We start from the raw sequence: 22248 nt of genomic DNA, 5'->3' as shown, positions 1-22248 counted from the left end.
GACATATTTTTAATATAAAACCAGGCAAATTTATCTGCATCGAGTTGAGAATTACAATACAATTCAACTTTGTTTTAATTTCTTCCGCTATGTTTTCACAATTTGACGTTAACTTACTTGTATTGTTGATTCTTTTAGGCTGTGGAATCTTTAGTCATAATACAGCCGTGACTGTGGCTGCTGGTGTTTTGATTCTCGTGAAACTTACACCTCTTGATCAGTTTTTCCCTCTTATACAGCAACATGGGCTTAATGTCGGCATCATCATTTTGACCATTGGTGTACTATCGCCAATCGCAAGTGGCAAACTAAGCGGTGAAAGTATTCTAAAATCTTTTGTAAGCTGGAAATCACTTCTCGCGATCGCTGTCGGACTATTAGTGGCATGGTTGGGTGGCCGTGGAGTGAAGCTCATGAGCAATCAACCAGATGTCGTCGCGGGTTTATTAATCGGGACTGTTGCAGGCGTTGCCCTACTACGAGGAGTTCCAGTTGGCCCTCTCATCGCAGCAGGAATATTATCGGTTTTGATTGGTAAGTCTTAGTTTAAGCACGATCAGCGTTCATAATAAACTGCACGCTTTTGTGAGAACTTTTCCAACTGCTTTAAAAAGCCCTCAAAATAGCTCTTTTCTGTGTCTTCTGTACGATAGCCCGCATACAGTGTACGTCTTAAACCTTTTGGCGATACACAGTCTAAACGGCGACTGACCACCCATCCTTTTTGTTCATATTCATTGACAACCCAATCAGGTAAAGCCGCTATACCTCGTCCACTTGCAACCAATTGAATCAGCATTTGAGTCAAATCAGTCGTCCGAATATGCTTTGGATGAATATTTGCAGGAATAAATAAATGCGCCATGATATCCAAACGATGCTTATCGACAGGATAGGTAATCAATGTTTCTTCTGCCAAATCTTGAATCGAAACTTTTTCAGCACGCACTAATGGATGCGTAGTTGATAATACTAAACGCGATTCATATTCAAAAATTGGAAAATATTCAATCCCTTTCAAAGCAATTGGATCAGCGGTAATAAGTAAATCAAACTCTGCATTCTGTAATAATTCATGTGGATTTGATTCAAAACCTGCTGCAAAATCTAGGTCAACATCAGGATATTGTTGACGATATTGATTAAGCAAAGGCATTAACCAATCAAAGCAACTATGGCATTCAGATGAAAAAATGATACGTCCAGTTTGACCATGCACAATACGAGTAATATCTGTTTGCGCAATTTGAACTTGCGGCAATACATCATCCGCCAGTTTAAGCAGTCGTTGCCCCACATTAGAGAAAGCCACAGGACGACTACGGCGGTTGACTACCTCAACGCCATACCAATGATCAAGTTCTTTTAATTGATGTGAAATTGCTGAAGGTGTGAGACATAAATCTGCTGCCGCAACGACCAATGAACCATGCTCTCTTAAAGCAAGAAGCGTTTTTAAATGACGAAGTTCTAACATGAATAATAACCAGAAAAACAACAACTTTCCTTTAATCTAAATCTAGTCAATGCACAGATAGAAAGGATAAGCTGCTGCCCTTTAATTTATTAATTGAATTGTTTTCATCTTAACATAGCATTAATGAGATAGTCTCAACATGAATTCTATTTAATTGTTATTTTATTAAATGAAATTTAATTATTTGAAATATCACCTATTCAATCATCACAAAATTGAGAATACTAAACGATAGGACGGCTAAGTACGCAGCAAGTATCGGCAGTTAAAAAATTTCAGTTTGAACTGAAAACATTTCATTCAATCCAAGCCCTATCATTTATTAAAACTTTTAAACTATCAGCTGGATTTCTGTAGACCTTATAAAACCATGACACGTCAAAGCCAAAAGACGCTTGAACGCCAAAAACTCAGCTTACCGAAAGGTCATAACAAATTGCTGTTGCATTCATGCTGTGCCCCATGTTCAGGCGAAGTCATGGAAACACTGATAGAGTCTGGTATCGATTTCTCTATCTTTTTCTATAATCCTAATATTCACCCAGTCAAAGAATATTTGATTCGTAAAGAAGAAAATATCCGTTTTGCCGAAAAGCATAATATCCCTTTTATCGATTGTGATTACGATACCGATAACTGGTTTGCTCGAGCCAAAGGAATGGAGAATGAACCTGAAAAAGGCATTCGCTGTACCATGTGTTTCGACATGCGTTTTGAGAGAACAGCGCTCTACGCACATGAACATGGATTTAGTTTAATTAGTAGTTCTTTAGGCATTTCTCGCTGGAAGAATATGCAGCAAATCAATGATTGTGGACTTCGTGCCGCTGCTCATTATCCGGATATTCAATATTGGGATTATAACTGGCGCAAGCATGGCGGCGCTGTACGCATGTTGGAGATCAGCAAACGAGAAGAATTTTATCAACAAGAATACTGTGGCTGTGTCTATTCGCTTAGGGATACCAATCGCTGGCGTATGAGTAACGGACGTGATCGAATTCAATTAGGTGTGAAATTTTATAGTAATGCCATGGATGAAGATCAAAATACTTCCAGTAAATAATACTCAATCATCAGCCAAATACCCTAAAAAGGCTGATCGCGAAGATCAGCCTTTTTATTTTAATTTACAGACAAACTAATGATGGTATAAAACTGATTACTCGGCTTTTTCTTAGAATCTACAGTCTCACTTACTTCAACTAAATACTCCGTTGCTTTTGGAAAAATAAGCTCTGCTGTTCCATCTATTAAAGTTTTCAAATTCTTAGCTTGCTCATCTGTAGCACCTTTAGCTCGAATCACAACATTGGCATTTGCTAATGCTTGATTGTCTTTTGAAACCTTAATTTTTACTGCTTGATTAGTCTTTAATTCATTTGGATGCGTCAAAAACTCAACTTGAATAGGTGCTAACATTGCTTGAATTGGGGTATTTTTTTCTTTTGATACATAAGTGAATAATGTCCATTCACGCTTCACTTCGGTTGGCGTATATTTCTTCGCTTTTAAATCCGCAGGGATTACATAATCACGCTCAGCTTTTTTAGGCGCTTGATCCGCAGGCATGTCAAAAAACATTTTCCATTCTTTTTGATCTTGAATGTATTTCAATGGATAAGTCGTGCTTGTTTTAACCGTATAAGTCCCTGACTCTGGAAGCTTAAGATCAAATACCGTTGTAGAGCCTAATTTAGATTCAGGTTCAATCAAATTCTTATCGTTATTAGGACTTATAATTTCAAACTTTGCATCTTTCAGTGCATATTCACTATTCAATGCCTCTTCTGCATAACCTGAAACAATCGCAACCTGCGTTTGTGAAGTGTTATAGGCCAATGGTGCAACATAAGGTTCATGTGCAAAACTAGAAACTGAAAGCATCAGTAATGAACTAACCAATAAAATCCTCATAAATCATCTCCACCCTAAAAACTTATAAATTTGATCGCATTTAATTCAGCATTATTATACACAAATGCAAATAATTATCATTATATTTAATTGGTTCATTCCTTAGTTTATTTCACTGTTAAAAATTACGTTCCTTTTCACTTTTCTTTTCTAAGCTCGAATATAATATGCTCGGTTTATTATTTTAGAGTCATTATGTCCTCTCTAAGCTCTCCTACACTCTCTTCTCAACCTAAACACTATTCATTATTTCTCGTTATTTTTTCTCTTGCGGTCGGTAGTTTTTGCATTGGAACGACCGAGTTTGTGGCAATGGGATTGATTCAAGAAATCGCAAGTGATCTGAATGTGAGTGTTCCCCACGCTGGCTATTTCATTAGCGCTTATGCTTTAGGTGTGATGGTTGGTGCACCGATTATTGCAATCTTAGGCGCGAAAGTTCCTCGAAAAACGTTATTACTTAGCTTAATGCTGTTCTATGGGTTGGCGAATGCTGCTACAGCTTTTGCGACAACTCCAGAGACAATGTTAGTTTCTCGTTTTATCGCAGGTTTTCCTCATGGTGCTTATTTTGGGGTAGCTGCGTTGGTTGCAGCTGAGCTTGCAGGTAAACAACGTCGTGCAACTGCGATTGCACAAGTGATGATGGGTCTAACAATCGCCAATGTGATTGGTGTACCTTTTGCAACGTGGTTGGGTCAGCAGTTCGGATGGAAAGCGGGTTTTGAGTTTTCCGCAATTATTGCCTTCATCACCCTGATTGGGGTAAGTCTATTTGTACCGAACATTCCACTACAGAAAACCGCAAGTATCCGTGCTGAAGTTGCTGGACTCAAAAATATCAATATGTGGTTGGCACTTGCTGTAGGTGCAGTTGGTTTTGGCGGCATGTTCTCAGTTTATAGTTATGTATCTCCTATTCTGACTGAATACACAGAAGCAAATATCTCAATCGTTCCTATCGCATTAGCCATTTGGGGAACAGGTATGGTATTTGGAGGACTTGTGGCTGGATGGTTAGCGGATAAAGACTTGTTTAAAACCATGATTGGAATTTTGATTAGTTCAGCACTCACATTCGTATTTGCCAGCTTTATGATGTCAAACCTATATTCAGCAATATTGGCTTTATTCCTGATAGGCTTTACAGTGATTGGTCTTGGTGGTGCTTTACAAACCTATCTTATGGATATTGCTGGTGATGCACAAACACTAGCGGCCTCACTGAATCATTCTGCATTCAACTTAGCCAACGCACTTGGTGCATTCCTAGGTGGCTGGGTGCTTAGTCATAATATGGCTTGGCTCGCACCAATTTGGGTGGGTTTTGTTTTAAGCCTAGGTGGATTAATCATTTTATTAATCGCTCTAGCTGTCGCAAAATATACAAAAAAGAATCTGTAGCTTGTTAGCTATAGATTCTTTTCAGCAGACGACCTTTTCTCATAATGCCTTATTTTTCTTATAAAAGATCATCATTAAATATCAAATTTAAGGCTTACTGATTAAGTTAGAAATCTGCCAATCATGCCATTTCGATAAAAATAGCAACGCGGTACTACCGCCAATTAATGCAAAAAACATATCAGACTGTGTATCCCACTCATAACCTTGAGTTCCGAGGAATTCTTCTGCTCCCTGTCCCAAGAACAATGCTGCGGCCCATTCGATCAATTCATAGGTCGCACTAATTGCCAACACAATACAAATCACAATAAAACTCAGCATTTTGCCTTTGCCTAAAATATGATTTCGAATCAATATTTCACGGGCAACTATTGCTGGAACAAAACCTTGCATGAAATGCCCTATTTTATCGTAAGGATTACGATCTAAATTAAACCAGTCTGCAATTTCAAAGCCTAAAGGCACGCGTGCATAGGTATAAGCACCGCCAACAATAAGAACAATTGCATGCAAAAAAATTAGACTATATAGCAAGTTGGTCAAAGGAAATTTTTTAAAGCTCATAAATAACACAGGCATCACAAGCAAGACTGGTATCACTTCCATCAACCACGTCATTCGATCATATGGCTTAATCCCAGAAATAATCAAAACAATAGCTATAATCGCTGCTCCCAAACCTAATAAAGAAATTCGCATCTTTTTATAAAAAGTATTGATTCATTTACTCATTACATCATATAAAAAACCCGAGGAAAGTCCTGCTGGTTTTTGTTATAAAATCGGCGAATTAAGCTTTATTTTACAGCATCCGCGACTTCCTTCAGCATGGCTTTCATCCCATCCAAGCCATTATTCATTAAATACCAGTTACTCGAATCGAGATAGACAATATTGCCGTTTTTCGCAGCTTTGGACTCATTAATAATCTTGTTATTCAATACGCGCTTTGCACCTTCCTGATTTTCAGTAATTGCTGCACCACGATCAATGACAAACAGATAATCTGGATTTTTTTGGGCAATAAACTCATGTGACACCGCCATACCATGCAGCCCAACCTTGATTGAAGGATCTGCTGGTGTAAATCCATACAAGTCATGAATATTACCGAAACGCGAACCTGGGCCATAGGCAGCGATCTTGCTGTTATTCACCAGAATCACCAAAGCCGTTTTACCTTTAGTCTTGTCTTTTAATGTAACAATATCTTTTTCCAAGCTTTGTAATTGCTGCTCAGCCTCAGACTTCTTGCCCACCATTTCAGCAATATTCAAGGTTTGCTGTTTAAAAGAGTTGAACTGATCGTTGTAATCCACATCGACAAAGTAAGTTGGCGCAATCTGCTTGATTTGACCCACCAGATTTTCCATTCGGCCACTCATCAAGATCAGCTCAGGCTGACTGGCTGCAATTTTTTCCAGATTCGGTTCTTTCACTGTCCCTACATCCAGATATTTACCTTCACTGAAATTTTGCAAGACTTTCGGCAACGGTGTTCCTTTTGGCAAAGCAACCACTTTATCGTCCGCGCCCAAAGCATGAATGGTATTTAAAGCACTAGTATCGAGTACAGCAATACGCGATAAATTCGCTGGAATGATAATTTTCCCTGCCTTGCTGTTAAAGTTTAAGGTTTCATGTGTAGCAGCAGTATGACTGTTCTGATTTGCCGAAGGTGTGTTGGAATTGCCACATGCAGCCAATGCCACACTCAGCATCATGACTGGCAATGTTTTTTTGAAACGCATAACGAACTCCTAACTAATAAAATACAAACCTAATTTATGTTGCTGAACCTGCTGGATCGGAATATGGAAATCGAAAATATCTTGCAGAATATGTTCATCCATCAACTGTTGTGGATGCCCTTGATACACCAATTCACCTTCTTTCATGGCAATGATGTGATCGGCATAGACGGAAGCAAAGTTAATGTCATGAATCACCACGATGATCGATTTGCCATGATTCTCGGCCAAATCTTTTAAGACCCGCATAATCTGTGAAGAATGCTTCATATCCAGATTGTTTAAGGGTTCATCGAGCAAGATATATTCGGTGTCCTGAGCCAGAATCATGGCGATATAGGCGCGTTGTCGCTGCCCACCCGACAATTCGCTGATTTGTCGGTGTCTTAAGGCTTCCAGATCCATATAGGCAATTGAGCGATCAATCACCTCACGGTCTTCCTGCGTTAGGCGACCTTGTGAATATGGGAAACGTCCGAAAGCAACCAGATCTTCAATACTAAGGCGTAACTCGGTATGGTTAGACTGTTTTAAAATCGCCAGTTTTTTGGCAATGTCAGCACTTTTCATCTGTTGCAGATCTTGCCCATCCAGCAAAACTTGACCTTGATCTGCTTCAATTAAGCGACTCATCATCGAAAGTACAGTACTTTTACCTGCACCGTTTGGACCAATAAATGCCGTAAACTGTCCTTTGGCAATCGTCAGGGAAAGCGCATTTACCACACGCTGCTGTTGATAGCTTTTACTTAAATTCTTAAGCTCTATTGCCATTTTTTATTTTCCTTCAATAAGATCCAGAAGAAATAAATTCCACCGACAAAGTTAATAATCACACTGAGCGTTGTTTTGAAATTCAGTACATGCAGAACCATGAATTGCCCAAGCATCAGACAAAGAATGCTGACCAGAATAATGCCAAGCAGTAAGATATGATGTTGATGGGTCTTGAACAGTTCTAAGGTAATGTTGAGAACCAATAAACCGAGGAACATCATTGGGCCAGCTAAAGCTGTTGCAGAAGCCAGTGCCAATACTACGAGGATCAACAGCAGGCGGCTGGTCTTGTCATAATCCAGCCCTAAATTCAGCGCATGATCTCGTCCCAGTGCCATCACATCGAGCTTGTGATAATGCTTCAGGCTGTACAATAAAATCGGCACAATGGTCAGCAAGGATAGCCCCACTGTTTCCATTTTCACGACATTAAAACTGGCAAAACCAGCGTAGGCTGCAATCTGAAATTCATCGGGATCCAGTAAAACCTGAAAGAACGTGGTCATGTTGTCGAATAAAGTCGAGCAGATCAGACCAACAAGCAGGAGGAAATAGATATTTTGCTGTGCGACTTTCTGGAAAATAAACCGATATAGCAGTAAGGCAAAGGTCACCATTAACAGCAAACTGATCAGATAGTCGATGACAAAGTTCAGTGACAATAACGTACTGGCACCAAAGAAATAGATAATCGCAGTCTTGGAAAGTTCGTATAACTTATCTAATCCTAAAGCCTGTGGCGTCACCACCCGATTATTCACAATAGTATGGAAAACCAGAGTCGAAACACCGACCGCAACACCCGCCACGATAATGGCAGCAACTGTTTTTAAACGTAGATTCAAGGCATATTGCCATGCCACACCTAAATTCCAGCCGAGGTACAGTGCAATCGTTGCAATCACCAATACAGCCAAAACGATCAGCTTGGTTTTATGAGGCATAACGATATCTCCTGAGTAGCAACCACAGGAAAATCACGCTTCCCACCACACCCATAATCAGGCTCACAGAGACTTCATAAGGGAAAATTACCACTCTGCCAAATACATCACAGAGTAGAACCAGCAAAGCACCCAACAATGCAGTATGCGAAAGCGTTCTACGGATATTGTCACCCAGATACAGACTCACCAGATTCGGTACAATCAATCCAAGAAATGGAATCGCGCCCACAGTGACAATCACCACACCCGTAATGACTGAAACCAGTAGTAGGCCAATAAAAAGGGTCTGCTTATAATTCAGTCCAAGATTCGTCGCAAAATCCTGCCCTAACCCAGCCAAAACAAAACGATTGGCAAAGATATATATCAGAATCAGAACAGGCACGCTGAGATAGATCAGCTCATATTGACCATTTAAAATGGTGGAAAAATCCCCTTGCAACCAACCTGCTAAGTTCTGTAATAAATCCAGTTGCAGCGCAATAAAGGTGGTAAATGCAGAAATGATACTGCCAAAAATCATCCCCACCAGTGGAACAAAAACAGTATCACGATGCTTTAAAGTCGCCAGAATACTCATAAAGGCCATCGCACCAATGAGCGTTACTACAATCGCCAAACCAGTTTTAATAAAGATTGAAACGCTTGGCAGTAAAATAATCGAAACCAGTACACCTAAACGTGCACAGTCATATAAACCTGCGGTGGTTGGTGAGACAAAGCGGTTACGACTTAGCGACTGCATAATCAAACCACAGACACTTAGACCTGCACCCGCCACAATAATCGCCATCAAACGGGGTAAACGACTGGTCCAAAACAACTGCCACTCTTGAGGATTGCCAGTCCAAAGACCAGCAAGACTCATCTCACCCACACCGACAAATAAAGAAATAAATGCCAGTGGAAGTAATAATAAAATCAGGTAACGCCGCTTAATCATGTTGGGAGAACTTCATAGGATGCGTAAACTTAAAATAAGCTTAAAAAAAGATAGGTAATAAGAAACTATCACAAATGATAAAGATTATTGTTAACTTTTTTAAATGGATCTTAATTTCTATTAAGTAAAACTTAATTTTCAAAGCTTTTATTTTGAATATAAAAAGCTCTAAGCATCTGCAATGCCTAATTTTTAACTTGATAAACTATAAAAATGATTAAGAGTTTTAAGCTTAATTCTGATCTAAATTTCTATGATAAATCTTTGAATTATTCAGCAAGATTTTCACCGCAATAAGGACAGTAATGTTTCTTTCCCTGTTTTTTGTCTTGCTCTTCAAGCAAATGTTCACGCATGAGTTGTACAATAATCTCGTGCATCTGCTCTTTAGGTAAACCTACACGCTGCCTTAGTTTTTCAAGCTCTGCTTGATTATGTAATACATCATTCCCCTGTGCTTGTAAAAGCTCCCTAAATTCTTGTTCTAATTTCTGATTTCTTTGATTCAACTCATTTGCCAAACCAGAAGCCAAAATACCAGCTGGCAATGCCGCTATACCAACCCCGAGAATAGTGATCAAAGCACCGAGAAACTTACCCATACTGGTAACAGGTGTTACATCTCCGTAGCCTACCGTTGTTAAGGTAACAACCGCCCACCACATGGCTTTTGGAATAGAGCTAAACGCTTCAGGCTGAGCCTTATTTTCGACCACATAAATTCCTGATGCAGCCATAACGATCATAATCACAAGAATGAAAATAACTGCCTGAAACGAGCCTTTTTCACGTTTTATGACTCTGAGTAAGATTTGCAAAGAAACAAAATAACGCGTGAGTTTCAGGAGTCTCAATAATCGGAGGATACGTAATACCCGTAAGTCGATATGTACAAAGAAGTTAAAGTAAGCAGGTAAAATAGCAATTAAATCAATAATTGCTCCACCACTTTTTGCCCATTTCCAGCGCTGGCTCCATGCGGAATCTGTCGGATCATTTTCAGCTACACTCCAAAATCGCAAGAAATATTCAGCAGAAAAGATCACGATCGAGGTAAACTCGAACATATCAAAATAGTTTCTATAAGCGACATAGACTTCTGTAATCGACTCCAATATAACCGCAGCAACATTTCCAACGATCAGAAAAATCAGAAAATAGTTCACACATCGACTAAAAGTGGTTTGATAGTCATCATTGTGCAAATTGTTATAAACAAAAAGGCGTAATCGTTGTATCGAAAAATTAGTCATATCCTACTTATAGTTATCTCAAGCTTTTAAAAATGTAACACGTTGCTTGGTTGTTTGATAAGTGATTTATGCATTGATTGATCTATAACGCTCTATAAACAAAACTCTGTTTGAATCAATCTAGCTAATGCTTTGATAATAGAAACTTAACGATTGCTTCTTTAACGATACTTTCATAAAGAACTATAAGTTTTATTAAACCCATGATAACAAGGGGAAAACAAATGGGATTCAAACCTATCCCTACACTTATTTCTTTATTTCTTACATTGATTATTTGGTTTGCCATTCCTGTACCAGCTGGTGTTGATCCAAATGCTTGGCATTTATTGGCAATGTTTGTTGGTGTGATTGCTGCCATTATCGGAAAAGCGATGCCGATTGGTGCGATTGCAATCATTGCAATCACCTTAGTTGCCGTCACTGGCGTAACGAATGATAGCCCATCTGGCGCAATCAAAGATGCATTGAGTAGCTTTGCAAATCCATTGATCTGGTTGATTGGTATTTCAATCATGATCTCGAAAGGCTTGCAGAAAACTGGGCTTGGTGCACGTTTAGGTTATTTATTTATCGCTGTGTGGGGTAAAAAAACCATCGGTATCGGATACAGTATGGTACTGTCTGAACTAATCCTTGCTCCTGTAACGCCAAGTAATACAGCACGCGGTGGAGGAATTATCCATCCAATTGTACGTGCAATTTCTACCAGTTATGACTCTGATCCAGCCAAAGGCACTGAGGGTCGTATGGGGAAATTTTTATCTCTCGTCAATTATCAAGCCAATCCAATTACCTCTGCAATGTTTATAACCGCAACCGCCCCAAACCCATTGGTGGTTGATCTTGTTGCTAAAGCGACAAATAGCGAAATTTCATTAAGCTGGAGCACATGGGCAATCGCAATGTTAGTTCCGGGTCTGATTGCTTTAATTATCATGCCTTTGATTATGTATTGGATGTATCCACCTGAAGTCAAAGAAACACCCAATGCCGCACAGTTTGCGAAAACTAAACTCAAAGAAATGGGTTCAGTGAGTAAAGATGAAATCATTATGCTTGGTGTTTTTGGAATATTGTTGCTGTTGTGGGCAGGTATTCCTGCGATGATTTTTGGTGCTTCATGGGCTGTTGATCCAACAGCAACTGCATTCATCGGTTTAGCATTATTACTACTTACAGGTGTTTTGACTTGGGATGATATTCTGACGCAAAAAAGCGCGTGGGATACGATTACTTGGTTCGCTGCTTTGGTGATGATGGCGACTTATTTAAATAAGCTTGGTTTGATCACTTGGTTTTCGGGTTTACTTGAAAGTAGTATCGGCTCATTGGGACTAAGTTGGATGCCTGCCTGTTTATTGTTAATGCTCGCCTATCTGTATGCACATTATATGTTTGCTAGTACCACGGCACACATCACTGCCATGTTTGCAGCCTTCTATACGGCAGGACTTGCACTAGGTGCGCCACCGATGTTGTTTGCCTTAATGATGGCAGCGGCTTCTAGCATCATGATGACCTTAACCCATTATGCAACAGGTACATCGCCTGTCGTATTTGGTTCGGGTTACACCACATTGGGTGAATGGTGGAAAGCTGGCTTTGTCATGAGTGTGGTCAATATCATTATCTTTGTGGTGATTGGCGGAATTTGGTGGAAAGTGTTGGGATATTGGTAGAATTGTTTTAGTTTAAAAAAGCCCCTAAGGATGGGGCTTTTTCATATATTTATTTTAAAAAGTACTAAATTACATCTGCTTAATTAATCGAGCTTGATATCATAAACCCAATTTCGTGCTTGTTGATCCGTCGTCGTTTCGCAAACGTAGTAATCTTGATGCCACGAGTCTTGGTTGAAAATTTCTTTTTTGTGGTAGCTTACTTGTTTGCCATTTTCAACACAGATAAAACGGTCACCTTGGTCTTTAACAGCAGAACCATTAAGAAACCGACCAATACATAATTTCAGGTATTTACGAAACAAAACTATCTATTTAATTACTTAAGAGTAAAGCTAATTAACATTAAAACTGAATTAGTTCACGCCCAACACAATAATAATTATTATTTTCTTCCATATATAGATATACTTTTTTAATTCTATCAACTGGAATATCCCCTATAACTGCCGCTTCTAATCCTGGTAAAAACTGCAAGTTAATTTCTGATTTAATATCTTCTGACCATTTAGCATACAAACTATTTCTATCAATAAAATCAATACCATCAACATCAACTTCCAACCATACGCAAGCACCTTCAACCACCCTACTATTGACTATATTTTTAACTGCATTTCTAGGTGGATCTATCCTTTCCAAATATTCAGAATAATTAAAATCAATTAGATCAAAAACACTAACTCCATTTATACTTTGTACATAAGTTTTACCTGATTTAACAGCAAAGTTAACCCACTTATTTTGGAACAGTAAATCATCATTAGGATTAGCGTAAATAAAACCCTTACCATAAATATTTTTTAAATGATTTATAGAAGTCATATGCCAGACTTTACCCAATAATATACTAGGAAATAATTTCATAACTCAATCACTCTTAACTGTATTGATTAAAATTAGAGCTAGATCTTCTATTCTTCTTAAATTTTTAAAAGTCTTTCCACATCTTACAATTTCCATAACATTTAAAGAATATTCTTTACTCAATAGCGAACAATCCACTTCCATATAATTTCCATTGAATTTACTTAAATTATTTTCAACTTCCTTAAAAGATAAAAATAGATTTTTCATTTTAACTATTAGCTCTTCTCTTGAAGAACCAGCATAAAACTCATCAATTGTAAAGGGGAATTCATGTGTAATATCCGTTTTTAAAATTTCACTATGGTAAAGCTGATTCGACAATTGATTTTCAGTTAAAATATCATCTATTAATAAGTGCTGTAAAAAATTAAATATCTGTACTTTTAATAAATTAAAATCATAAGGATACGTAATTCTTTCTATCTGATAGCATAATTCATTTGTATCACCTAAAAAATTTAATTCTACATGAGCTAATTCATGTGCAATACAAGATATTTTTTCCTCATAATTTAACGATGTACTTATTCTTATTACACCACTTTCGCCTTCATCCAAGAAGTAACCTAAATTTGGCGTTGAGTCATTAAGTGACTTATATTCTAATGCAAGTCGATAATTATAGTTATCGCATAATCTCAAAATTAATTGATAATAATCATTCAAACTTTCATTACTATGTATAATATCTAATATATTCATAAAAAATAAGGGCTGATTACTCAGCCCTTATTTTTAGCAAAAACAATCGATTAGGTCAATTGAGCAGCTTGGATTTTCTTGGTATCAACTTGATCAGCTTCTTTGGTGTATTCACCCATTTGATCGAAGTTCAAGTATTTATAGATGTCAGCAGAAGCGCTGTCGATTTGCGACGCGTACTGTTGATATTCTTCTGGGCTTGGTAATTTACCAAGAACCGCAGCTACAGACGCAAGCTCAGCAGAAGCTAAGTAAACGTTTGCACCTTGACCTAAACGGTTCGGGAAGTTACGAGTAGAAGTCGATACACATGTTGTGTTCGGTGCTACACGTGCTTGGTTACCCATACACAATGAACAACCCGGCATCTCAGTACGTGCACCAGCACGACCGTAGATGTTGTACATACCTTCTTCCATCAATTGATGCTCGTCCATACGAGTTGGTGGAGCCAACCATAAACGAGTAGATAATGAACCGCTTGGCACTTTATCTAACAATTGACCAGCCGCACGGAAGTGACCAATGTTCGTCATACAAGAACCGATGAATACTTCATCAATTTTGTCGCCTTGAACGTCAGAAAGAAGTTTTGCATCATCTGGATCGTTCGGACAGCAAAGAATTGGTTCTTTGATGTCAGCAAGATCGATTTCGTAAACTTTTAAGTATTCCGCATCAGCATCAGCTTTTAACAAGCTTGGGTTATCTAACCACTTCTGCATGTTTTCAGCACGACGTGCAAGTGTACGTGCATCGCCATAACCTTCAGCGATCATCCACTTCAACATTGTGATGTTAGAACGTAGATATTCCGCAACTTTACCTTCAGAAAGTGTGATTGAACAACCAGCAGCAGAACGTTCAGCAGATGCATCAGAAAGCTCGAATGCTTGCTCAACAGTTAAGTCATTTTCCATTTCTGACAAATCGATCTCAAGGATACGACCAGAGAAGATGTTTTTCTTACCTTTCTTCTCTACAGTTAAGTCACCCGCTTGAATTGCGTAGTAAGGAATTGCATGTACAAGGTCACGTAAAGTGATACCAGGCTGCATTTTACCTTTGAACTTAACAAGTACAGATTCAGGCATATCCAGTGGCATAACGCCAGTTGCAGCAGCAAACGCTACAAGACCAGAACCCGCTGGGAATGAAATACCAATTGGGAAACGAGTATGTGAGTCACCACCAGTACCTACTGTATCTGGAAGTAACATACGGTTTAACCAAGAGTGGATAATACCGTCACCTGGACGTAAAGATACACCACCACGGTTCATGATGAAGTCAGGTAATGTGTGGTGAGTTGTTACGTCTACTGGTTTTGGATACGCAGCAGTGTGACAGAAAGACTGCATCACTAAGTCAGCTGAGAAGCCCAAGCACGCTAAGTCTTTTAACTCATCACGAGTCATAGGACCAGTTGTATCTTGAGAACCAACAGTTGTCATCTTAGGTTCACAGTAAGTACCCGGACGGATACCTTGACCTTCAGCAAGACAACATGCACGACCTACCATCTTCTGAGCTTGAGTGAAGCCTTTGCCAGTGTCAGCAGGTTGTTTTGGTTGACGGAACAAGTCAGAAGCAGGAAGACCTAACTCTTCACGTGCTTTAGCTGTTAAACCACGACCAATGATCAAGTTAATACGACCACCAGCACGTACTTCATCTAAAAGTACAGGTGTTTTAAGTTCTGATTCAGCGATTTGAGCGCCGTTTTTGAATGCAGTAACTGTCGCTGCTTCTTTGTTGATCTTGAGTGTAACTTCGTCACCCATGTTCATGTCAGAAACATCGATTTCTACAGGTAACGCACCAGCATCTTCCATTGTGTTGAAGAAGATCGGAGCAATTTTACCACCTAAGCACACACCGCCATCTTTTTTGTTTGGAATGTGTGGAAGTTCGTCACCGAAGAACCAAAGTACAGAGTTAGTCGCTGATTTACGGCTTGAACCTGTACCAACAACGTCACCTACGTAAGCAACTTGGTTGCCTTTCGCGATCAAATCGTTGATTTGAGTTGTAGGACCAACTTCACCTGGTTTTTCAGGGTTGATACCATCACGTTCGTTTTTCAACATTGCAGTTGCGTGCAATGGGATGTCTGGACGGCTCCAAGCGTCTTGCGCTGGAGATAAGTCATCCGTATTTGTCTCACCAGTTACTTTGAACACAGTGATTTTAATTTCTTCAGCTACGTCAGGACGGCTAGTGAACCACTCAGCATCAGCCCATGATTGTAAAACTGCTTTTGCATTTGCATTGCCCGCTTTTGCTTTATCAGCAACGTCATGGAACGCATCAAATACAAGTAAAGTCTTTTTCAATGCTTCAGCAGCTAACTCTGCAAGTTCAGCATTGTCAAGAAGTTCAACAAGTGGTGCTACGTTGTAACCACCAAGCATAGTACCGAGTAAGTAAACAGCACGCTCTTTAGTAACAAGTGGAGAAGTTGCTTCGCCTTTTGCAATCGCAGCTAAGAAAGCAGCTTTTACGTAAGCAGCCTGGTCAACACCTGCTGGAACACGGTTTTCAAGCAAATCAACTAAATATGCTTCTTCGCCTGCTGGTGGATTTTTTAATAATGCTACTAATTCAGCAGTTTGAGCGTCATCAAGCGGCTTCGGTGGGACTCCGAGTGCGGCACGTTCTGCAACGTGTTGGCGGTAAGCTTCTAGCACGGTGTTATTCCTCTTCTTTAAAAAATTACTTGTAAGTTCCAGCTTTATACAAGCTTTACAAGTAATATGGACAGCAAAATTTTACTAGACTTCGCGTTAAAAGTTAATGCAACTACCGTATTTCTACGTGATGCCCATTATTTTATAGCGAAATGTTCATCTGTTTTAAATACCGCTTTGGTAGTAACTTAAAGTCCAATAAAACAATGAATTAAATGCATAAAAAAAGACAACAACGTTGTCTTTTCATTTTAACATTAGAATAATTTATAGTTTGGCAATTTATCATGTGGTGTTGCCAAACATTTATCAGTGTATTCTTGCTTTAACTTTTCACGTAATGCTTCTGGATCAGATTTCAATTGATCTGCTGGAATTGCATACACATTTTCAATAATTTCAAAAATGAATTTACGTGTCGTTTCATCTTCGATTTTACCCGCATGTTCTGTTGCTTGTTTTTGTTCAATTCCATTTTGGCGATCTAAAGTAATCGAACGTGCTGCATTCCCCACACTGACGCAATAGCCATGCCATTTTTCTTCAGGTGTTAACGGCTTTTTTTCAGCACAACCAACCAAAGCTAAACCCAATGCAATCAATAGAACTTTTTTCATCATCATACTGCGGCTAATCGAATGCACACATCATACTGAAACTCAGTCATTTTGCAAAAAAGATGTTTTTAAAACATGGCGTCCATTAATAAAAGCATACAAATTATTTACTACAATGCATATTGTTGCCTGTTTTTTGACATTTACCACCAGTCGCTGACAGATAAGTATTGCCCTGAACTAAGTTGTAATGCTTCCCTTTCGTATCCCAACATCTCACCCCATTACAGCTTTTTAATGGAATATTCACCTCTATTTTTGCACTCACAGTGGTATTTTTTGCTGGAGCATTTACTGTTGATTTCACTGTAGTTGAGTTGGTTTTAACCTCATTATTGGATTGAGGTGGAATTACAGCAGTCGTCGGAGATGTCACAGCATTTATTTTTTTCTGTGCAGGATCAAGTTGAGGTTCTTGTTTTTTAGCTGGTGGTGGCGTTGCTGAGTATGTTGTTACACCATGTGCATCAACCCACTTGTAATATTCTTTCGCATTCACATGAAATAAACTACTCAGCATACAAATACTTACAGTTGCCAAAACCTGACTAAAAGTGACAGATTTCATCTCATTTCTCCAAAAAAATGTCATTTATTCTTTAATTTTCAATTACTTATATTAATTGTATCACATTTATTTGCAAAAATAACCACAAACAAAAAACCTGCTTTATCGAAATAAAGCAGGTTTGACTGAAATGGATTAGAAACGCCAATTATAGAATATATCGATCGCTCTTTCTAAAGACTGACTTGCTTCCAAATACAATCGTCGATTCATTTGATAACGCAATGTTAGTTTATTCACTGGTGTGAACACACCAATGCCATAACGAATGAATAGATCAGGTGTGATATATCCCGTTAAACTCACTTGTGTATCATCACCTGTTCCTTGTGCATCAAGCGCTAAACCACTCAATCCGAAAGTACGTCCAATTTGATTGGTTAACGCTCGTGTTCCGCCAAGCCCCATACTAATACCCGCAGCGGCAATCGTATTATTTACATCCGACTTAAAGCCTTCAGTATTACTCAAGCCTGTATTACCCTCATTGATTCGACCAGTTAACAATGCATTTAGTGCTTCTTGTTCAGATAAGCCTGCATCGTTATAAACCTGTACATTCGGAACGGTTGCTGTACCAGTCACACGCACGCCTACCATGCTGCCTTGGACAGGTTTATTCGCATCTATATCAAGAGTTGGGTTTGCTAATGGCCCATTAAAACGCGCGATTGCTCGATTAAGATCTAAGCTTTGACCATAAGCTTCAATTTTAACTTTTTGACTTACACCAATTGCACCATTGGCACGCATTGCAGTTTCTAAACCACGTTGAGATAAATGTAGACGACCGACTAAAGGAATATTACTTTCAAAGCCTTGGAAGATGACTTGATTTCCTAAAGTTACTGTCATATCTGCACGGATTTCCCAAGGTTTAGCTGCTTTCAAAGTTGCTAATAAATCTTGACCTTGCTGTACGACACGAACATCTGGTGAAACATTAACTACAGTTGCAGAACTTTCTGGCATCGAGATACGAGCACGTGGCACATCAATTGAACCTTTCAAACTTAATTTTTGCTGGAATGGATAAACATCCAAACTTAAATCAGGTTGCACAATCGCAGTGATCATCGGTGCTTGTCGAACCAGTAAATTGTCACCTTTTAATGTTAAAGCTAAATGTGGATCATTTTTCCAATCAAAGCTACCTTTGAGACGCCCTACACCACGACCGCTGTTAAATGCACCATCAATACTTGCTGAGTCTTGGCGAATCGATGAATAAAGCTGAATATTGCTAAGATTCACAGGTAACGAAATCATACTGATCGCACCATTTTTTAAGCGCATTTCACCCGTAATCTGAGGCTGAGTTAGTGTTCCATTGACCTTACCAGCGAGCGCCAACGTACCTGACATTGAACGTACATCTTTGATGAACGGTTTGAATACTTTTAGTTGAACATCATCAAATGCAACTTCACCTCGCATCGGCATGTTATTTTGATATGGATTGATAATCACATTGGCATAACCTGTACCAATATCAGGTGTTTTCATATCAACACGGAACAACAAACCATCATTCACACTTTTCGCAATCAGACTTAACTCGTCATATGTTACTGTCGTTGCAATATCTTGTGGGTCGGCAGCAGCTAAACCTATTTCACCTTTACGTGTGACTAGACTGGCATCGAGTTTTGGTCGACTACCATTTACCCATGAGCCACGTGCATAACCATTTAACTGGCCAGTAACGGCTAAGCCTTCAGGCATAAATGCTGCAAAGTCACTGAGTTCAAGATTTTTAGTGACAACAGAAAAGTTACCTTTGGCTTTACTTAATCGTGCTGCCTGATCTAAACACAACTGACTATTTGAACTCTGCCAACAATGCTGACCGATATACAGTTCAGACAATGAGGTTGTATAAATGATGGGTACATTTTGACTTTGCACTAAGTTGACACGACGTGAGCTAAATTTGCCTTTTTGCAGTTGTCCTAACCAATCATTATTTGCATTAAAACCACCAGCAAGTTGAACATAGAAATTTGACTGGCGATTTTTACTTTCAACTTTTAATAGGTGTGCTTTTCGAGTTCCTGCGAGGCTGACAACTGCATTTTCAATTTCTTTATTTCCACTACGTAAATTATCAATTTTTGCAGTCAATAAAGTAGGCGTTGTTTCAGATGTCGGTAATTCACCTTGTATGCGCAAAGACTTAGTGCTCACCAAATCATTGAATGCAAAATCATCAACTGCAATATTTGCTGTAGCTTTCAAACGCGGTTGCGATTGGATATTTAAACTACCGTATGCACGGCCTTGTAAACCTGGATATAGCTCATACAGTGCAGGTGCATTTAATTTAATTTTCAAGCTTTGAGCATTGCCTGTTGCTTGCAATTGATTTTGAGCATACGCAAGGAACAGATCATTTGCTTCAAACTGTTGCGGCAAAAAGCCTTTTTGGTTTGAATCAAGTAATAAAGTAAGATTTCCACGACCACGTACAGGTTTGTTATTAATAAAACCTGCTGCATTTAACTGACGAATATCAATACGTTTCAATTGATCTGACCAAACGCCTTGTGATTTTACATGACCCGAAATTTCACCTTTGACACTAGAAACAAAGTACTGCGGCTTAAAACGAACTAATGAAGCATCAATATCCCAACCTAATTTATCTTTTAGATTTACTGAACCTGTAGCAAACAATTTACCTGCTACACCGTCATGTTTGAGTTCATTCACTTTAATAAATTCTGGTGTACCAGCAATATCAATTTTTAATAAACCATTCCCCTGATTTAAAGCATTCAATGAACCGTCATAGTTCACAGCAAAGCTTTTAAAGCCACCACCTGCTTTTTGATCGTGGAAAATGAGTGCGGCTGTACTTTTACCTTTTAAAGCAATCGTTTCATTACTACCCGCTTGAGCAAGCTGACCTTTTAAATCAATCTGCTCTAACTGAATAATTTGTTGATTTGGCTTGGCAAATCCTGTCGCTTTAATTTCACCGTTTAGCAAATTAACGGGTGCTGAAGCCGAAACTGTTTGTGGATTAAAGTCTTCTGCTTTGAGTTGAGCTTGCCATGAAAGTTGTTGCTTTTCAGATGGGAGTTTTACTTTTGCTTGACCAACTAAGCTACCTTTTGCAGCTTGATAACTAAAGTTTTCAACATCTAACAGACTGCCTTTTACATCAAGACGTGCATTGTACTTACCTGTTGGTAATATTGTTTGCTCATGCGGGCGTACAGTTGTCGATAGATAAATATCTTGTTGACCCTCTTTCAAGGCAATATTGGTTTGACCTTCATCACTGCTTAACCAACCAATATAGGGAACAGCACGGTCGATATTTTTCCAAGAAACATCTAATAGCATCGGTTGAGGCTTTTTGTCCTTCGCTTCAGCTTGGTTAAGCTTTACATTCCATGTTTCATATTTATCAAAAGCCAATTCAGCAACTAATGACAAACCTTTTTCCATTGTTCCCGATGAACTAATATTCGCATCTAAATTCGGTGGTAAAAAGTCTTGAGCAACTTGGGGTACGGTTTCATTTTTTGGATTCAAATGACTTAACCGACCTTTAATATCCCAAGAAACATGCTCATGCCAATTGACCAAACCATTTAAGGCAACAGATCCATCCATGAGTTGCCCATTAAAATCTCGTATATTCAGTTGATTTTTTAGGTCTGTATCCATAAGCGCATTGTATTTGCCTTCTGGAATTTGTTCGCCCTTTAGATCAGTATCTAAATTAATGACTAATTTCTGAATATCACCACGAAAACGTGCAACACCATCTTTAGCAAATAGCTTTTGCTCTTTCAGTAATGGTAAATGATAGTTTTTAAATAATAGTTCGCCATTCATAGGCACATGATCACGTACAGGATGAACGAGAAACCAACCTGTCAACATATCAGGTGTTTGAGTCGCAATACCTGCTTTCAAAGTATCCAATGTACCCGTCGCAACAAGCTTAATGGTTTTAATATCTAGACTATTGAGTGCAGGAATGATCACATCAGCTTTGGCATTCAGTGGATATTTACCACTAAAGTCCATTTCACCTGCGGCATTTTGTAGGGCTAAGTAGCCCATATCCATACGTGAATCTTCAAAATTCAGCTTTGTACCTGACCATAATGCATCTTTTAAATAAATATCATTAAAATCAACAGTTGATGTTGTTGTTTTGATTTCTAAACGATCTAAGGTCGCTTCATCTACACGCAGAACGAAAGGTAATTTAATTGCATCAAAAGCAAACGGCTTACCTGATGGTGGATTTTTATTAATAATGACCAGATTCTTGATATCAGCATGACTCAAGTGTATTTCTTTATTTAAAATCGCACGCCAACCAAGTGATACATCTGCACGATCTATTGAGACATTTACTGCTTTCAGTTGTACAAGTACATTTTTTAGAATAATGCCTGAAAGTAAATTACCCCCCTCATATTCATACTTAATAATTTGCTGAGTCTGAAGTACACGATCTAGCAGAAAGCGGCTACCTTTATCTGTAGACATCATTACTAGCACTGAACTTACCAATAGTAAAAGCGTGATAAATATAATCAGCACAATACTACGGAAAATATGCCGTTCTGATTTAGGTCCAGTTGGAGGCGTTAATTGCTGTTCTACTTCCGTCATAATCAA

19 protein-coding genes are annotated in these 22248 nt (G+C 38.7%); 4 read left to right on the top strand and 15 right to left on the bottom strand.

Annotation, left to right across the window (positions count from 1 at the left end; translation table 11 throughout):
* Positions 1 to 89: 89 nt before the first annotated feature.
* A complete protein-coding gene (locus IO68_RS18890; protein ID WP_004880012.1) occupies positions 90 to 545 on the top strand; it encodes a DUF441 domain-containing protein in 456 nt (151 codons plus the stop codon).
* 11 nt (positions 546 to 556) lie between these two features.
* Here the strand turns inward: IO68_RS18890 and IO68_RS18885 are convergent, their stop codons facing one another.
* Positions 557 to 1477: a LysR family transcriptional regulator gene (locus IO68_RS18885; RefSeq protein WP_023012545.1), complete on the bottom strand. Its 921-nt coding sequence runs from the start codon at positions 1475 to 1477 to the stop codon at positions 557 to 559.
* Between the two features lie 370 nt (positions 1478 to 1847).
* On the opposite strand from IO68_RS18885, the gene IO68_RS18880 reads away from it, so the two are divergent.
* The gene (locus tag IO68_RS18880; RefSeq protein ID WP_017196651.1) at positions 1848 to 2543 is read left to right on the top strand and encodes an epoxyqueuosine reductase QueH; all 696 of its coding nucleotides are present in this window, start codon (positions 1848 to 1850) and stop codon (positions 2541 to 2543) included.
* 59 nt (positions 2544 to 2602) lie between these two features.
* On the opposite strand, the gene IO68_RS18875 is transcribed toward IO68_RS18880, so the two are convergent.
* The gene (locus IO68_RS18875; protein ID WP_023012544.1) at positions 2603 to 3394 is read right to left on the bottom strand and encodes a DUF4198 domain-containing protein; all 792 of its coding nucleotides are present in this window, start codon (positions 3392 to 3394) and stop codon (positions 2603 to 2605) included.
* A gap of 195 nt (positions 3395 to 3589) precedes the next feature.
* Here IO68_RS18875 and IO68_RS18870 point away from each other — a divergent pair, with 195 nt between their 5' ends.
* Positions 3590 to 4798: an MFS transporter gene (locus IO68_RS18870; RefSeq protein WP_031234654.1), complete on the top strand. Its 1209-nt coding sequence runs from the start codon at positions 3590 to 3592 to the stop codon at positions 4796 to 4798.
* Positions 4799 to 4885: 87 nt separating this feature from the next.
* On the opposite strand, the gene IO68_RS18865 is transcribed toward IO68_RS18870, so the two are convergent.
* The 6 genes from IO68_RS18865 to IO68_RS18840 form a co-directional block, all read right to left on the bottom strand.
* Entirely contained in the window at positions 4886 to 5500 is a 615-nt protein-coding gene (locus IO68_RS18865; protein ID WP_023012542.1) for a DUF2238 domain-containing protein, read from the bottom strand.
* A 98-nt stretch (positions 5501 to 5598) separates the two neighbouring features.
* Positions 5599 to 6552 carry a siderophore ABC transporter substrate-binding protein gene (locus IO68_RS18860; RefSeq protein WP_023012541.1) on the bottom strand — a complete coding sequence of 318 codons (954 nt, stop codon included), beginning with the start codon at positions 6550 to 6552 and terminating at the stop codon, positions 5599 to 5601.
* A 9-nt stretch (positions 6553 to 6561) separates the two neighbouring features.
* A complete protein-coding gene (locus IO68_RS18855; protein ID WP_004772594.1) occupies positions 6562 to 7326 on the bottom strand; it encodes an ABC transporter ATP-binding protein in 765 nt (254 codons plus the stop codon).
* Complete coding sequence (locus IO68_RS18850) at positions 7317 to 8273, bottom strand: iron chelate uptake ABC transporter family permease subunit (RefSeq protein ID WP_023012540.1); 957 nt, start codon at positions 8271 to 8273, stop codon at positions 7317 to 7319. Before IO68_RS18850 ends, IO68_RS18855 begins: the two co-directional genes overlap by 10 nt.
* Complete coding sequence (locus IO68_RS18845) at positions 8263 to 9219, bottom strand: ABC transporter permease (RefSeq protein WP_023012539.1); 957 nt, start codon at positions 9217 to 9219, stop codon at positions 8263 to 8265. The genes IO68_RS18850 and IO68_RS18845 overlap by 11 nt, the downstream gene beginning before the upstream one ends.
* 269 nt (positions 9220 to 9488) lie before the next feature.
* Positions 9489 to 10472, bottom strand: a complete 984-nt coding sequence (locus IO68_RS18840) for an ion transporter (RefSeq protein ID WP_023012538.1) — start codon at positions 10470 to 10472, stop codon at positions 9489 to 9491.
* Between the two features lie 224 nt (positions 10473 to 10696).
* Between IO68_RS18840 and IO68_RS18835 the strand changes: the two genes are divergently transcribed.
* Positions 10697 to 12154, top strand: coding sequence for a DASS family sodium-coupled anion symporter (locus IO68_RS18835; protein ID WP_023012537.1), 1458 nt, complete (start codon positions 10697 to 10699; stop codon positions 12152 to 12154).
* Positions 12155 to 12237: 83 nt separating this feature from the next.
* On the opposite strand, the gene IO68_RS18830 is transcribed toward IO68_RS18835, so the two are convergent.
* The 7 genes from IO68_RS18830 to IO68_RS18800 form a co-directional block, all read right to left on the bottom strand.
* A complete protein-coding gene (locus IO68_RS18830) occupies positions 12238 to 12459 on the bottom strand; it encodes a hypothetical protein (RefSeq protein WP_023012536.1) in 222 nt (73 codons plus the stop codon).
* A gap of 40 nt (positions 12460 to 12499) precedes the next feature.
* Positions 12500 to 13021 (bottom strand): hypothetical protein, encoded by a 522-nt coding sequence (locus tag IO68_RS18825; protein ID WP_023012535.1) that lies wholly within the window; start codon positions 13019 to 13021, stop codon positions 12500 to 12502.
* Positions 13022 to 13024: 3 nt separating this feature from the next.
* Entirely contained in the window at positions 13025 to 13726 is a 702-nt protein-coding gene (locus IO68_RS18820) for an ImmA/IrrE family metallo-endopeptidase (protein ID WP_023012534.1), read from the bottom strand.
* Positions 13727 to 13776: 50 nt separating this feature from the next.
* Complete coding sequence (locus IO68_RS18815; RefSeq protein WP_023012533.1) at positions 13777 to 16416, bottom strand: bifunctional aconitate hydratase 2/2-methylisocitrate dehydratase; 2640 nt, start codon at positions 16414 to 16416, stop codon at positions 13777 to 13779.
* 257 nt (positions 16417 to 16673) lie between these two features.
* Positions 16674 to 17039, bottom strand: coding sequence for a hypothetical protein (locus tag IO68_RS18810; RefSeq protein ID WP_004880036.1), 366 nt, complete (start codon positions 17037 to 17039; stop codon positions 16674 to 16676).
* A 97-nt stretch (positions 17040 to 17136) separates the two neighbouring features.
* Positions 17137 to 17601, bottom strand: coding sequence for a DUF4124 domain-containing protein (locus IO68_RS18805; protein ID WP_023012532.1), 465 nt, complete (start codon positions 17599 to 17601; stop codon positions 17137 to 17139).
* A gap of 135 nt (positions 17602 to 17736) precedes the next feature.
* Complete coding sequence (locus tag IO68_RS18800) at positions 17737 to 22242, bottom strand: translocation/assembly module TamB domain-containing protein (RefSeq protein WP_023012531.1); 4506 nt, start codon at positions 22240 to 22242, stop codon at positions 17737 to 17739.
* Between the last annotated feature and the right edge of the window lie 6 nt (positions 22243 to 22248).

The organism is Acinetobacter sp. COS3 (assembly GCF_000475335.1).
Taxonomy (GTDB): Bacteria; Pseudomonadota; Gammaproteobacteria; order Pseudomonadales; family Moraxellaceae; genus Acinetobacter; species Acinetobacter venetianus.
Note: the sequence above shows the minus strand (reverse complement) of the source record. Positions and strands in the feature narration are given on the sequence as shown.

What these genes read in the sequence shown, in the direction of transcription:
- IO68_RS18890 (WP_004880012.1), top strand. Translation starts at nt 90, where the DNA reads ATGTTTTCACAATTTGACGTTAACTTACTTGTATTGTTGATTCTTTTA.
- IO68_RS18885 (WP_023012545.1), bottom strand. Translation starts at nt 1,477, where the DNA reads ATGTTAGAACTTCGTCATTTAAAAACGCTTCTTGCTTTAAGAGAGCAT.
- IO68_RS18880 (WP_017196651.1), top strand. Translation starts at nt 1,848, where the DNA reads ATGACACGTCAAAGCCAAAAGACGCTTGAACGCCAAAAACTCAGCTTA.
- IO68_RS18875 (WP_023012544.1), bottom strand. Translation starts at nt 3,394, where the DNA reads ATGAGGATTTTATTGGTTAGTTCATTACTGATGCTTTCAGTTTCTAGT.
- IO68_RS18870 (WP_031234654.1), top strand. Translation starts at nt 3,590, where the DNA reads ATGTCCTCTCTAAGCTCTCCTACACTCTCTTCTCAACCTAAACACTAT.
- IO68_RS18865 (WP_023012542.1), bottom strand. Translation starts at nt 5,500, where the DNA reads ATGCGAATTTCTTTATTAGGTTTGGGAGCAGCGATTATAGCTATTGTT.
- IO68_RS18860 (WP_023012541.1), bottom strand. Translation starts at nt 6,552, where the DNA reads ATGCGTTTCAAAAAAACATTGCCAGTCATGATGCTGAGTGTGGCATTG.
- IO68_RS18855 (WP_004772594.1), bottom strand. Translation starts at nt 7,326, where the DNA reads ATGGCAATAGAGCTTAAGAATTTAAGTAAAAGCTATCAACAGCAGCGT.
- IO68_RS18850 (WP_023012540.1), bottom strand. Translation starts at nt 8,273, where the DNA reads ATGCCTCATAAAACCAAGCTGATCGTTTTGGCTGTATTGGTGATTGCA.
- IO68_RS18845 (WP_023012539.1), bottom strand. Translation starts at nt 9,219, where the DNA reads ATGATTAAGCGGCGTTACCTGATTTTATTATTACTTCCACTGGCATTT.
- IO68_RS18840 (WP_023012538.1), bottom strand. Translation starts at nt 10,472, where the DNA reads ATGACTAATTTTTCGATACAACGATTACGCCTTTTTGTTTATAACAAT.
- IO68_RS18835 (WP_023012537.1), top strand. Translation starts at nt 10,697, where the DNA reads ATGGGATTCAAACCTATCCCTACACTTATTTCTTTATTTCTTACATTG.
- IO68_RS18825 (WP_023012535.1), bottom strand. Translation starts at nt 13,021, where the DNA reads ATGAAATTATTTCCTAGTATATTATTGGGTAAAGTCTGGCATATGACT.
- IO68_RS18820 (WP_023012534.1), bottom strand. Translation starts at nt 13,726, where the DNA reads ATGAATATATTAGATATTATACATAGTAATGAAAGTTTGAATGATTAT.
- IO68_RS18810 (WP_004880036.1), bottom strand. Translation starts at nt 17,039, where the DNA reads ATGATGATGAAAAAAGTTCTATTGATTGCATTGGGTTTAGCTTTGGTT.
- IO68_RS18805 (WP_023012532.1), bottom strand. Translation starts at nt 17,601, where the DNA reads ATGAAATCTGTCACTTTTAGTCAGGTTTTGGCAACTGTAAGTATTTGT.
- IO68_RS18800 (WP_023012531.1), bottom strand. Translation starts at nt 22,242, where the DNA reads ATGACGGAAGTAGAACAGCAATTAACGCCTCCAACTGGACCTAAATCA.